General features: G+C 65.6%; 8 protein-coding genes. 5 read left to right on the plus strand and 3 right to left on the minus strand.

Features of this window, described 5'->3' with window-relative positions; genetic code table 11:
• Positions 1-24 precede the first annotated feature (24 nt).
• The 3 genes from xdhB to alkB2 all read right to left on the minus strand — a co-directional run bounded on the left by xdhB (position 25) and on the right by alkB2 (position 5,225).
• On the minus strand, positions 25-2,424 hold the full coding sequence (gene xdhB, locus FHW81_RS21725) for a xanthine dehydrogenase molybdopterin binding subunit (protein ID WP_171893937.1): 2,400 nt from the start codon (positions 2,422-2,424) through the stop codon (positions 25-27).
• Positions 2,417-3,871 (minus strand): xanthine dehydrogenase small subunit, encoded by a 1,455-nt coding sequence (gene xdhA, locus FHW81_RS21730; protein WP_023090676.1) that lies wholly within the window; start codon positions 3,869-3,871, stop codon positions 2,417-2,419. Before xdhA ends, xdhB begins: the two co-directional genes overlap by 8 nt.
• Before the next feature lie 220 nt (positions 3,872-4,091).
• Positions 4,092-5,225: an alkane 1-monooxygenase AlkB2 gene (gene alkB2, locus FHW81_RS21735; protein WP_003083349.1), complete on the minus strand. Its 1,134-nt coding sequence runs from the start codon at positions 5,223-5,225 to the stop codon at positions 4,092-4,094.
• Between the two features lie 180 nt (positions 5,226-5,405).
• Between alkB2 and FHW81_RS21740 the strand changes: the two genes are divergently transcribed.
• The 5 genes from FHW81_RS21740 to FHW81_RS21760 all read left to right on the plus strand — a co-directional run bounded on the left by FHW81_RS21740 (position 5,406) and on the right by FHW81_RS21760 (position 13,511).
• Positions 5,406-6,065, plus strand: coding sequence for a GntR family transcriptional regulator (locus FHW81_RS21740; RefSeq protein ID WP_003087224.1), 660 nt, complete (start codon positions 5,406-5,408; stop codon positions 6,063-6,065).
• A gap of 25 nt (positions 6,066-6,090) precedes the next feature.
• The gene (gene smc, locus FHW81_RS21745; protein ID WP_003133020.1) at positions 6,091-9,579 is read left to right on the plus strand and encodes a chromosome segregation protein SMC; all 3,489 of its coding nucleotides are present in this window, start codon (positions 6,091-6,093) and stop codon (positions 9,577-9,579) included.
• 164 nt (positions 9,580-9,743) lie between these two features.
• Positions 9,744-10,613, plus strand: a complete 870-nt coding sequence (zipA, locus tag FHW81_RS21750) for a cell division protein ZipA (RefSeq protein WP_003083352.1) — start codon at positions 9,744-9,746, stop codon at positions 10,611-10,613.
• A gap of 90 nt (positions 10,614-10,703) precedes the next feature.
• Positions 10,704-13,088: an NAD-dependent DNA ligase LigA gene (gene ligA, locus FHW81_RS21755; RefSeq protein ID WP_106120586.1), complete on the plus strand. Its 2,385-nt coding sequence runs from the start codon at positions 10,704-10,706 to the stop codon at positions 13,086-13,088.
• Positions 13,089-13,133: 45 nt separating this feature from the next.
• Positions 13,134-13,511, plus strand: a complete 378-nt coding sequence (locus FHW81_RS21760; protein WP_003083354.1) for a hypothetical protein — start codon at positions 13,134-13,136, stop codon at positions 13,509-13,511.
• The last annotated feature ends 68 nt before the right edge of the window (positions 13,512-13,579 follow it).

Consider the following 13,579-nt stretch of genomic DNA (forward strand, 5'->3'; position numbering starts at 1 on the left):
CGTCATCCTCCCGATCGCGGCGGTTCAGGCCGGTTCGACCGCGGCGTCCGCCGCTTGCGCCTGGGCGGCCTTCAGCCGGCGCATCTGTTCCACGCCCCAGAGCACCCGCTCGGGCGTCGCCGGCGCGTCGATGGCGGGTTGCGCGCGGTAGTCGGCGAGGCTGGCCACGGCGTCCTTGATCGCGCACCAGACCGAGATGCCGAGCATGAACGGCGGCTCGCCCACGGCCTTGGAATGGAACACGGTCTGCTCCGGATTCTTGCGGTTCTCCAGCAGTTTCACCCGCAGGTCCAGCGGCATGTCGGCGACGGCGGGAATCTTGTAGCTGGCCGGGCCGCTGGTCATCAGCTTGCCCTTGGCGTTCCAGACCAGTTCCTCCATGGTCAGCCAGCCCATGCCCTGGACGAAGCCGCCTTCGACCTGGCCGATGTCGATGGCCGGGTTCAGCGAGTCGCCGACGTCATGCAGGATGTCGGTGCGCAGCATGCGGTATTCGCCGGTGAGGGTATCGACTATCACCTCCGAGCAGGCGGCGCCGTAGGCGAAATAATAGAAGGGCCGGCCACGGGCCTGCTCGCGGTCGTAGAAGATCTTCGGCGTGCGGTAGAAGCCGGTGCTGGACAACGAGACCTGGCCGAAGTAGGCCTGCTGGATCAGTTCCTCGAACGGCAGGATCAGCTCGCGGATACGCACCTGGTTGTTGCGGAACTCGACGTCTTCCTCGCTGACCTTCCAGTGCCGCGCGGCGAACTCCACCAGGCGCCGCTTGATGGTTTCGGCGGCATTCTGCGCGGCCTTGCCGTTCAGGTCGGTGCCCGAGGAGGCGGCGGTGGGCGAGGTATTGGGCACCTTGTCGGTATTGGTGGCGGTGATCTGGATGCGCTCCACGTCGACCTGGAAGACCTCGGCGACCACCTGGGCGACCTTGGTATTGAGGCCCTGGCCCATCTCGGTGCCGCCATGGTTCAGGTGGATGCTGCCGTCGGTATAGATGTGGATCAGCGCACCTGCCTGGTTGAGGAAGGTCGCGGTGAACGAAATGCCGAACTTCACCGGGGTCAGCGCCAGGCCTTTCTTCAAGACCGGGCTGGCGGCATTGAAGGCACGGATTTCCTCGCGGCGGCGGGCGTACTCGCTGCTCGCTTCCAGCTCGGCGGTCATCTCCGCCAACAGGTTGTGCTCGACGGTCTGGTGGTAATGGGTGACGTTGCGCTCGTTCTTGCCGTAGTAGTTGAGCTTGCGCACCTCCAGCGGATCCTTGCCCAGGCTGCGGGCCACGACGTCCATGATCTCCTCGATGGCGACCATTCCCTGGGGCCCGCCGAAACCGCGGTAGGCGGTGTTCGAGGCGGTGTTGGTCTTGCAACGGTGGCCGTTGATGGTGGCGTTGCCGAGGAAGTAGGCGTTGTCCGAGTGGAACATGGCGCGGTCGACGATCGAGCCGGAGAGGTCCGGCGAATAGCCGCAGTTGCCGGCCAGGTCGATCTGGATGCCGTGCAGGCGGCCATCGTCGTCGAAGCCGACGTCGTATTCGACGTAGAACGGGTGACGCTTGCCGGTGATCTGCATGTCCTCCATGCGCGGTAGGCGCATCTTCGCCGGACGCGCGGTGTGGTAGGCGACCACCGCGCACAGGCAGGCCGGCGCCGCGGCCTGGGTTTCCTTGCCGCCGAAGCCGCCGCCCATGCGGCGCATGTCGATGACGATGCGGTTGAAGGAAACCCCGAGGACCTCAGCCACCAGCTTCTGCACTTCGGTGGGGTTCTGCGTCGAGCAATAGACGATCATGCCGCCGTCTTCGCTGGGCATTACCGAGGAAATCTGCGTCTCCAGGTAGAAATGCTCCTGGCCGCCGATGTGCAGCGTGCCTTGCAGGCGATGCGGCGCGCCGGCCAGCGCGGCGGCGGAATCGCCGATGCGGTGCTGGTGGCTGTCGAGGACGAAATGGCGCTTGCGCAGGGCCTCGACCACGTCGAGCACCGGCTCCAGGTCTTCGTACTCGACGATCGCCGCCATGGCCGCCTTGCGCGCGGTTTCCAGGCTGTCGGCGGCGACCGCCAGGACCATCTGTCCGACATACTCCACCTTGCCATCGGCCAGCAGCGGGTCGCCGGCCACCACCGGGCCGATGTCGAGCTGGCCGGGAACGTCGGCGGCGGTGAGGGCGATGGCGACGCCGGGGAACTGGTAGCAGGGCGTCACGTCGAGGCGGGTGATGCGGGCGTGGGCGCGCTCGCTCAGGCGCGCATAGACGTGCAACTGGTTGGGAAACTCCAGGCGATCGTCGATGTAGATCGCCTCGCCGCTGACGTGCTTGGGGGCGCTTTCGTGCTTGACGCTGCGGCCGACTCCGGTGGTCAGCTCGGCGCGGAACAGGTCGGCCAGCTCTTCCTGGCTCTTGTGCGGCTTGCGATGGTTAGACATAGGCGGTCACCCGGGTTTCGACGGCGGGAGCGTGCAGCTCCAGGAAGCATTTGCGCAGCAGGTTCTGCGCGGTCAGCAGGCGATATTCCTTGCTCGCGCGGAAGTCGCTGAGCGGGGTGAAGTCGTTCGCCAGGGCGGCGGCGGCGCGTTCGAAGCTGGCGGCTTCCAGGCGCGCGCCTTGCAGCGCCGCTTCGCAGGCGGCGGCGCGCTTGGGAATCGCCGCCATGCCGCCGAAGGCGACCCTGGCGCGGACGATCCGGCCATCTTCCAGGTCGAGGCTGATGGCGGCGCAGACCGCGGAAATATCGTCGTCGATGCGCTTGGAGACCTTGTAGGCCTTGAACGCCTGGCTGGGCCGGGCACGCGGGACCAGGATCTTCTCGATGAACTCGCCTTCTTCGCGGGCGGTGACCTTGTAGTCGAGGAAGTACTCCTCCAGCGGCAGCTCGCGGCGCCGTTCGCCGCGGCGCAGGACGATCTTCGCGCCGAGGGCGATCAGCAGCGGCGGGGCGTCGCCGATCGGCGAGGCGTTGCCGATATTGCCGCCGAGAGTGCCCTGGTTGCGGATCTGCAGGGACGCGAAACGCTGCAGCAACTCGCCGAAGTCCGGGTAGTCCGCGGCCAGCGCCTGGTAGCAGTCGGTCAGCGGGGTGGCGGCGCCGATTTCCAGGCAGTTGGCGCCCACTTCGATGCGTTTCATTTCGCGGATGTGGCCGACATAGATCATCACCGGCAGTTCGCGATGGAACTGGGTGACCTCCAGCGCCAGGTCGGTGCCGCCGGCCAGCAGGCGTGCCTGCGGATTGGCGCCGTAGAGGTCGGCCAGGTCGGCGACGGTGAGCGGCAGCAGGCAGCGCCGGTCACCGCTGTTCAGCTCGGCGGTTTCGCGCGGAGCGATGGCGCGCAATTGCTCGATGGTGGCGGCTTCCCGGGCGTCGAACTGGTCTGCGCGCTTGTGGCAGCAGGCCTGCTCGGCGGCGTCGAGGATCGGCCGGTAGCCGGTGCAGCGGCAGAGGTTGCCGGCGAGCGCCTCGTGGGCCTTGGCCGGATCGGCGCCGGCGCTGTTCTTCTGCAGGGCGAACAGCGACATGACGAAGCCCGGCGTGCAGAACCCGCACTGCGAGCCATGGCAGTCGACTATCGCCTGCTGCACGTCGTGCAGGCGGTCCCGGTGCTTGAGGTCCTCGACGGTGATCAATTGCTTGCCGTGAAGGGCGGAAACGAAGGTCAGGCAGGAGTTCAGGCTGCGATAGCGGATGCGTTCGGCACCATCCTCGCCGGTGACCAGTTCGCCGACCACCACGGTGCAGGCGCCGCAATCGCCGGAGGCGCAGCCTTCCTTGGTGCCGGTCTTGCCGAGGTGCCGGCGCAGGTAGTCGAGGACGGTGAGGTTGGGGTCCAGGCGTTCTTCGACGCGGATCTCCCGGTTGAGCAGGAACCTGATCAAGGCGTGCCTCCAGGCGGGTTCTTGTTATTGAATTCTAGGCCTTGCAGGAGAACCGGCCGGAGTGGGGCGGTTTCCGCACAGGGCTCCACGGTAGGAGCTATGGAGGCGAATCTAGAAAAAACTGACTTTTGAGTCAAATAATTTTTTGACCTGTAGGTCAGTCAGTTTCCCCATAAACGAAAACGGCACCCGAAGGTGCCGTTTCCCAGGGGCGGGACGCTCAGATGCGCTGGGTGTCGGTAAGCTGGTATTCCTCGCCGGCATAGTAGGCGCGCACCTTCGGGTCCATCACCGCGCGCCAGAGCGGCGGGAACAGGGCGAGGACGATCATCCCGGCGTAGCCGTTGGGTAGTTGCGGGCTGCTGTCGTAGTGGCGCAGCACCTGGTAGCGGCGCTTGGCGTAGGCATGGTGGTCGGAATGGCGCTGCAGGTGGAAAAGGAACAGGTTGGTCAGGAGGAAATTGCTGTTCCACGAGTGTTCCGGCGTGGTGCGTTCGTAGCGGCCGTTGTCCAGACGCCGCCGATGCAGGCCGTAGTGCTCGACGTAGTTGACGATCTCCAGCAGGGTGAAGGCCATCACCGACTGGCCGAGGAAGAAGATCGCTCCCAGCCAGCCGAAGGCCAGGCTGAAGCCGAGCAGGAAGAGGGCGCTGATGGCGTACCACCAGATCAGCTCGTTGCGCCAGTGCAGGGCCGGCAGGCCCTTGCGCTTCAGGCGCTCGGCCTCCAGGCGCCAGGCGTTGAGGAAGTTGTGCTTGTAGGCGTGCGGGAGGAACGAGTAGAGGCTCTGGCCGTAGCGCGAGGACGAGGCATCTTCCGGGGTCGAGACGTGTACATGGTGGCCGCGCACGTGTTCGACCTTGAAGCCGGCATAGCACACCGCTGCCAGCAGCAGGCCGCCGGCGTTCTGTTCCAGTTGCGGGTCCTTGTGGATCAGTTCGTGGGAGACGGTGATGCCGATGGCGCCCATCACGGTGCCCACCGACAGGATCCAGCCCAGTTGGCCGACCCAGTCCCAGCGGGTCTCGTGGGCGAGGATCCAGCCGGACCAGACGAGCATGCCCAGCAACAGCGGGACGGTGGCCAGGGACAGTACGCGGTAGTAGCCCTGTGCTTCCATCTCCGGCACTTCGCTGGCTTCCTCGGGATTGGCCGGATCGCGGCCGACGATGGCATCGAGGATCGGGATCAGCCCGAACACCACGCTGATCACCAGCCAGGGCCAGGCGTTGGGATAGTCACTACCGAGCGACCACCAGTAGCTGAGCGGAATGCCGAGCACCGCGATCAGCCAGATCCAGTAGCCGTACTTTTTCAGACGCAGCATCCAGGCAGAGGAAAGCGAGGCAAACATGGGAAGTCCTCGTATTTATCTTGTTAGATTGTCTGACAATTGTCCTCCCTTGGCCGGCCTGCCCCATCCCAACCTTCGTTCTGTCCGCCGCTTCGCCGGGAAGCCGGCGGGGTAACGCCCTGTGTTACACTTCCTATCCATATACCCCCGGAAAACGCGCCCCTGGATAAAAGGATCACCATGACGTTCAAGGCCCCGGACAGCCTGGCAGAGCAGATCGCCCACCACCTCGCGGAACGCATCATCCGGGGAGAACTCAAGGAACGGGAACGTATCCAGGAGCAGAAGGTCACCCAGACCCTCAACGTCAGTCGCGGCTCGGTCCGCGAGGCGCTGCTGATTCTCGAACGCCGCCACCTGGTGAACATCCTGCCGCGCCGCGGCGCCCAGGTGTCCGAACTGTCCCCGCAACATGTGGAAAGCCTCTACGCGCTGATCGTGCAGCTCTACATCCTGCTGGCGGAAAGCGTCGCCCGGCGCTGGCGCAGCGAGGCCGAGCTGGCACCGTTCCTGGCCATCCAGCAGCGCCTGCTGAATAACCTGGCGCAAAGCGATATCGACGGCTTCGTCGAGGCCAGCTTCGACATCATGCGCGCGGCCTTTCCTTTCGCGAACAATCCCTACCTGCAGGAAACCGTCGAAAACCTGCTGCCGGCGGTGAGTCGCGCCTACCACCTGGCGCTGGAGCGGCGCAAGGCGGAAATGAACCAGTTCCTCGGCAGTTTTGCTCAGCTCCTGCAAGCGGTGATCGCCCGTGACGAGGCGAGGATCCGCGAGGTCCTGCTGGAATACGGCCGCCACAACTGCCAGCTGGTGCTGGCCGCGCTCGCCGAACGCTGATGGCGACCCTGGCGGGAGCGCACGCATGCGCCTGAAGAGCATCAAGCTGGCGGGGTTCAAGTCCTTCGTCGATCCGACCACGGTGAACTTCCCCAGCAACATGGCGGCAGTGGTAGGGCCGAACGGCTGCGGCAAGTCGAACATCATCGACGCGGTGCGCTGGGTGATGGGCGAAAGCTCGGCGAAGAACCTGCGCGGCGAGTCGATGACCGACGTCATCTTCAACGGCTCGAATACCCGCAAGCCGGTGAGCCAGGCGAGCATCGAGCTGATCTTCGACAACGCCGAGACCACCCTGGTGGGCGAATACGCCCAGTACGCCGAGATATCCATTCGCCGGCGGGTCTCGCGGGACGGGCAGAACACCTATTTCCTCAACGGCACCAAGTGCCGGCGGCGCGACATCACCGACATCTTCCTCGGCACCGGCCTGGGGCCGCGTAGCTACTCGATCATCGAACAGGGCATGATCTCCAAGCTGATCGAGGCGCGTCCGGAAGACCTGCGCAACTTCATCGAGGAAGCCGCGGGCATTTCCAAGTACAAGGAGCGCCGCCGCGAAACCGAAAGCCGCATCCGTCGGACCCAGGAAAACCTGGCACGCCTCACCGACCTGCGCGAAGAGCTGGGGCGGCAACTGGAACGCCTGCACCGGCAGGCCCAGTCGGCGGAAAAATACCAGGAACACAAGGCCGAGGAGCGCCAGCTCAAGGCCCAGCTGGGTGCCGTGCGCTGGCGCGACCTGAACGAGCAGGTCGGTCAGCGCGAGCGGGTCATCGGCGACCAGGAGATCGCCTTCGAGGCCCTGGTGGCCGAGCAGCGTGGTGCCGATGCCGGCATCGAACGGCTGCGCGACGGCCATCACGAGTTGTCCGAACGCTTCAACCAGGTGCAGGCGCGCTTCTATTCGGTCGGCGGCGACATCGCCCGGGTCGAGCAGAGCATCCAGCATGGCCAGCAGCGCCAGCGCCAGTTGCAGGACGACTTGCGCGAAGCCGAACGGACCCGCCAGGAAACCGAATCGCACCTCGGGCACGACCGTACCTTGCTCGCGACCCTGGCCGAGGAAATGGCCATGCTCGCACCGGAACAGGAACTCAGCGCGGCCGCCGCGGAAGAAGCGGGCATCGCCCTGGAACAGGCCGAGCAGGGCATGCAGGCCTGGCAGCAGCAGTGGGATGCCTTCAACCAGCAGAGCGCCGAACCCCGCCGCCAGGCCGAGGTGCAGCAGTCGCGCATCCAGCACCTGGAGCAGAGCCTGGAGCGCCTGCAGGATCGCGAGCGGCGCCTGCAGGAGGAGCGTGGCCAGTTGGCGGCCGACCCCGAGGACGCGGCGATCCTCGAACTCAACGAACAGGTGGCGATCGCCGAACTGGCCCTGGAAGAACTGCAATTGCAGGAGCAGGGCCAAGCCGAGCGACTCGAACAATTGCGCCAGGAATTGCAGCAGCTGGCCGCCGAACAGCACCAGGCGCAGGGCGAGTTGCAGCGCCTGAACGGGCGCATCGCTTCGCTGGAGGCCCTGCAGCAGGCCGCTCTCGACCCCGGACAGGGCGCCTTGGAGTGGTTGCGCGAGCAGGGCCTGGAACAACGTCCGCGCCTCGCCGAAGGCTTGCGTGTCGAGCCGGGTTGGGAGCTGGCGGTGGAGACCGTGCTCGGCGCGGATCTGCAGGCGGTCTTGCTGGACGGCTTCGACGGGCTCGCCCTGGCCGGCTTCGGCAAGGGCGAGCTGCGCCTGCTCAGCCCCGCTCGCGGAGCCGCGACGGCGGCCGGTTCGCTGCTGGACAAGGTCCGCGCCGACGCCGACCTGAGTCCCTGGTTGGCCCGGGTGAAACCGGTGGAGACCCTGGAACAGGCGCTCGCCCAGCGCGGCGCCCTGGACGACGGCGAGAGCCTGATCAGTCGCGATGGCTACTGGGTCGGCCGGCACTTCCTGCGGGTCCGGCGCAGCGACGAGGCCCAAGGCGGCATGCTCGCCCGCGCCCAGGAACTGGAGGCGTTGCAGGAACGGCGCGAGGTCCTGGAAACCCGCGTCGCCGAGGGCGAGGAGCGTCTGGCTGCGGCCCGCGACGAGCAGCGCGAGCTGGAAGGCGCGCGCGAGCAGGTGCGGCGCCAGGTCCAGGAGGAGGGGCGCCGGCACGGCGAGCTGAAGGCGCAGTTGTCCGCGCAGCAGGCCAAGGTCGAGCAACTGGTGCTGCGTCGCCGCCGTCTCGACGAAGAAGTGGCGGAACTGGCCGAGCAGCGCGCGCTGGAACAGGAGCAACTGAGCGAGGCGCGCCTGACCCTGCAGGAAGCGCTGGATAGCATGGCGCTGGACACCGAGCGCCGGGAAACCCTGCTGGCGGAGCGTGACGCCCTGCGCGAACGGCTCGACCGGATTCGCCAGGATGCCCGTACCCACAAGGACCATGCGCACCAACTGGCGGTGCGGGTCGGCTCGCTGAGGGCGCAGCACAATTCCACCCAGCAGGCTCTGGAGCGCCTCGACCAGCAGTCGGCGCGCCTCAACGAGCGTTGCGAACAGCTCAACCTCAATCTGGAGGAGGGTGCGGCGCCGCTGGAAGAGCTGCGCATGAAGCTCGAGGAGTTGCTGGAGCGACGGATGGCCGTCGAGGACGAACTCAAGCAGGCGCGGCTGGCCCTGGAAGACGCCGATCGCGAACTGCGCGAGGTGGAGAAGCGCCGCGGCCAGGCCGAGCAGCAATCGCAACTGCTGCGTGGCCAGCTGGAGCAGCAGCGCCTGGAGTGGCAGGGGCTGGTGGTGCGGCGCAAAGCCTTGCAGGAGCAGCTCGCCGAAGACGGCTACGACTTGCACACGGTGCTGGCCAACCTGCCCCTGGATGCCAGCGAGCGCGAATGGGAGGAGCGCCTCGAGAGTCTCGCGGCGCGCATCCAGCGTCTGGGGCCGATCAACCTGGCGGCGATCGAGGAGTACCAGCAGCAGTCCGAGCGCAAGCGCTACCTGGACTCGCAGAACGACGACCTGGCCGAAGCGCTGGAGACGCTGGAAAACGTCATCCGCAAGATCGACCGGGAGACCCGCAATCGCTTCAAGGAAACCTTCGACCAGATCAATGCTGGCCTTCAGGCATTGTTCCCGAAGGTATTCGGCGGCGGTACGGCATATCTGGAACTTACCGGCGAAGATCTACTCGATACCGGTGTGGCGATCATGGCGCGCCCGCCCGGCAAGAAGAACAGCACCATCCACTTGTTGTCCGGCGGGGAAAAGGCGTTGACCGCGCTGGCGCTGGTATTCGCCATCTTCCAGTTGAACCCGGCGCCGTTCTGCATGCTCGACGAAGTCGATGCGCCATTGGACGATGCCAACGTCGGACGTTATGCGCGATTGGTGAAGGAGATGTCGGAAAAGGTGCAGTTCATCTATATCACCCACAACAAGATCGCCATGGAAATGGCCGATCAGTTGATGGGCGTGACCATGCATGAGCCGGGCTGTTCACGGCTTGTTGCAGTTGACGTGGAAGAGGCGGTCGCATTGGCTGAAGCCTGAGTGTCAGGCAGTGTAAACTTGTGCATGGGCATGTTAGTTTAATGGCCACTTTTTGTATCGCGTGGGAAAGTTCTGTCAGAACAAGGTTGGCTCCACGTTTCAAGGGACAGGACGTCCTTTTTTCATTTTTTATTCACCACTTTCACTAGGGGCTACGGAATTACATGGATATCGGTCTGCGCGAATGGCTTATCGTTATCGGGCTTATCGTGATCGCCGGCATTCTCTTCGACGGTTGGCGGCGGATGCGGGGCGGCAAGGGCAAGTTGAAGTTCAAGCTCGACCGCAGTTTCGCCAATCTGCCGGACGACGACGGCGACTCGGCTGAACTGCTGGGGCCGGCGCGCGTGGTCGAGCATCGCGAGCCATCCTTCGACGAACAGGACCTGCCCAGCGTCAGCGCCCGCGAAGCCAAGGAACGCAAGGGCGGCAAGCGCCAGGAAGAGCCGCGCCAGGGCGATCTGGACCTCGACGAGGGGCTGGCCCTGGAGGCGGACCCGAGCGATGCCGCCGAGACGGTGGAGCCGCGCAAGGGCAAGTCGAAGGGCCGCAAGGAGAAAGAGCGGGAGAAAGCCCCTGCGGTTGCTGCCGAACCTGCCCCGGTCGACGAGGTGCTGATCATCAACGTCATCGCCCGCGACGAGAGCGGCTTCAAGGGGCCGGCATTGTTGCAGAACATCCTCGAGAGCGGCCTGCGCTTCGGCGACATGGACATCTTCCATCGCCACGAAAGCATGGCCGGCAATGGCGAGATCCTGTTCTCCATGGCCAATGCGGTGAAACCGGGCACTTTCGACCTGGACGACATCGACAACTTCAGCACCCGCGCCGTGAGCTTCTTCCTCGGCCTGCCGGGGCCGCGCCATCCGAAGCAGGCCTTCGACGTGATGGTTGCCGCCGCGCGCAAGCTGGCCCACGAGCTGAACGGCGAGCTGAAGGACGAGCAGCGCAGCGTGTTGACCGCCCAGACCATCGAGCACTACCGCCAGCGCATCATCGACCATGAGCGTCGCAGCCTGATGCAGAAGCGCTGATCCGGCCACAGCCCCTTTCTTCGTACGGGAGGGGGCGAACTACTCTATAGAGCAGCCGAGGCTGCTCTTTTCGTTTCACGGACTCCCACCATGACCGACACCCAGGCTGCCGCCGAACGCATCGCGCAACTGCGAACCGAACTGGACACCCACAATTACCGTTACTACGTGCTCGACGAACCGAGCATTCCCGACGCCGAATACGATCGCCTGTTCCGCGAGTTGCAGGCGCTGGAGGCCGAGTACCCGCAACTGCTGACGCCCGACTCGCCGACCCAGCGGGTCAGCGGCACGCCGGCCTCGGCGTTCGGCGAAGTGCGCCATGAGATCCCCATGCTCAGCCTCGGCAACGCCTTCGAGGAGCAGGACCTGCTGGACTTCGACCGCCGCGTACGCGAAGGACTGGCCGACCTGTTGCCTGGCGGCGACCTGCTCGGCGGTGGCGCGGAGGTCGAGTACAGTTGCGAGCCGAAGCTGGACGGCCTGGCCGTCAGCCTGCTCTACGAACGCGGCCAACTGGTGCGCGGCGCCACCCGCGGTGATGGCAGCACCGGCGAGGACATCACCAGCAACGTACGCACCATTCGCAACGTACCGCTGAAGCTGCACGGCGAAGGCTGGCCGGAGATCCTCGAAGTGCGCGGCGAGGTGTTCATGTCCAAGGCCGGTTTCGAGGCGCTCAACGCCAAGGCCGTGGAAACCGGCGGCAAGACCTTCGCCAACCCGCGCAACGCGGCGGCCGGCAGCCTGCGCCAGCTGGATTCGAAGATCACCGCCAGTCGCCCGCTGGAATTCTGTGCCTACGGCTTCGGCCAGGTCAGCGGGACGCTGCCGGACACCCAGGTGGGCATCCTCGAGGCGTTCCGCGGCTGGGGTATCCCCATCAGTCGCGAGCTGCGCCTGGTCAAGGGCGCCCAGGCCTGCCGCGACTACTACGACGACATCGGTCGCCGACGCGATGCGCTGGCCTACGAGATCGACGGCGTGGTGTTCAAGGTCAACCGCATCGCCTTCCAGCGCGAACTGGGCTTCCGCGCGCGCGAGCCGCGTTGGGCGATCGCCCACAAGTTCCCCGCGCGCGAGGAGTTGACCGAGCTGCTGGGTGTCGAGTTCCAGGTCGGCCGCACCGGCGCCGTGACCCCGGTGGCACGCCTCAAGCCGGTGCAGGTGGCCGGCGTCACGGTGTCCAATGCGACCCTGCACAACATGGATGAAGTCGCCCGCCTGGGCCTGCGCATCGGCGATACGGTGGTGATCCGCCGTGCTGGCGATGTGATTCCGCAGGTCATGCAGGTGGTGCTCGAGCGCCGCCCGGCGGATGCGCAGGCTATCGAGGTGCCCGAGCATTGCCCGGTCTGCGGCTCGGCCGTGGAGCCGACCCAGTTGGTCAAGCGCAGCAAGGGCAAGGAGTCGATCAGCGAGGGCGCCATCTATCGCTGCGTCGGCCGCCTCTCCTGTCAGGCGCAGTTGAAGCAGGCGATCATCCATTTCGTATCGCGCCGGGCAATGGATATCGACGGTCTTGGCGACAAGATCGTCGAGCAACTGGTGGATCGCGGGCTGGTCGCCTCGCCGGCGGATCTCTATACCCTGACCTATGAACAGGTGTTCGAGCTGGAAGGGTTCGCCGAGCTGTCCACCAACAACCTGCTGGCGGCCATCGCCGATAGCCGCAAGCCTTCGCTGGCGCGCTTCATCTTCGCTCTGGGGATTCCCGACGTCGGCGAGGAAACCGCCAAGCTGCTGGCGCGTTCGCTGGGTTCGCTCGAGCGGATCGGCAAGGCACTCCCGGAAGTGTTGACCTACCTGCCGGACGTCGGCGCCGAGGTAGCCTACGAGATCCACAACTTCTTCGCCGACGAGCACAACCGCCAGGTGATCGCCCAGTTGCGCGATGCCGAACATGGCGTGCAGTTGCAGGAAGAGGGCGAGGTTGCCGCGGAGTTCGCCGCTTGTGCCTCGCTGGCCGGTTTCATCGACAAGCTGAACATTCCCTTCATCGCCGCCACCGGCGCGGAAAAGCTGGCCAGCCGCTTCGGTTCGCTCGACGGCATCATCCGCGCCGACTGGCTCGATCTACGCCAGGTGGAGCGTCTGCCCGAGCGCGCGGCGAAAAGCCTGCGCGATTTCTTCGACGAGCCGGCCAACGTGCAGCGTGCCCTGGCCATCGAGGCGCAGTTGCGTGAGTTCGGCATGCATTGGCAGAGCGAGCGCAAGGCGGTCGAAGGCCTGCCTCTGGCCGGGCAGACCTGGGTGCTGACCGGCACCCTGGAGGCGATGAGCCGGGACGTGGCCAAGGACAAGCTGGAAGGGCTCGGCGCCAAGGTGGCCGGCTCGGTGTCGGCCAAGACCCACTGCGTGGTCGCCGGGCCCGGCGCCGGCTCGAAGCTGGCCAAGGCCAACGAGCTGGGCGTGAAGGTGCTCGACGAAGACGGCCTGCTGAAACTGTTCGACGAGCACGGCGTCGCCCGCTGAAGCGGCGGCGCTGCTGCGAAAGATTTCCGAAGACTGGAGTTAACGATGGACAAGGCAAGAAAGCAGCGGTTGCTGGGCGTGCTCGCATTGGTGGTGCTGTTCGGCGCCTACGTGGGTTGGAGCGAGCGGCCGCGCATCCTGCTGCATTACAGTGGCCAGGCTTCGGCGCCGATCGCCTACAGCTACAAGGAGCAGGGCGTGGAAACCTTCTCCGGGGAGATCCGGCCCGGCCAGGTCCGCGAGTTTCCGGTGAAGCTGTTCGGCGGCAGCGATTACCGGATCGCCTTCTCCTTCCATCGCGGTGAGGAGAAGTATGCGTCGTTCAGCACCAAGCCGGGCTGGGGCACCCTGGACCTGTATGTCGATACCGAGCTGAGCGTATCGACCCAGCCGCCGCCGGAGGGGCTGATCCAGCAGCAATGAACCGCTTTCGCGAAATGGATTGCAAACGTAAGTGCTTGAAGTGGTTGTAACTTACGCGCAAGCCGGTA

This window comes from Pseudomonas sp. RC10-4-2 (assembly GCF_050433085.1).
Classification (GTDB): Bacteria; Pseudomonadota; Gammaproteobacteria; order Pseudomonadales; family Pseudomonadaceae; genus Pseudomonas; species Pseudomonas aeruginosa.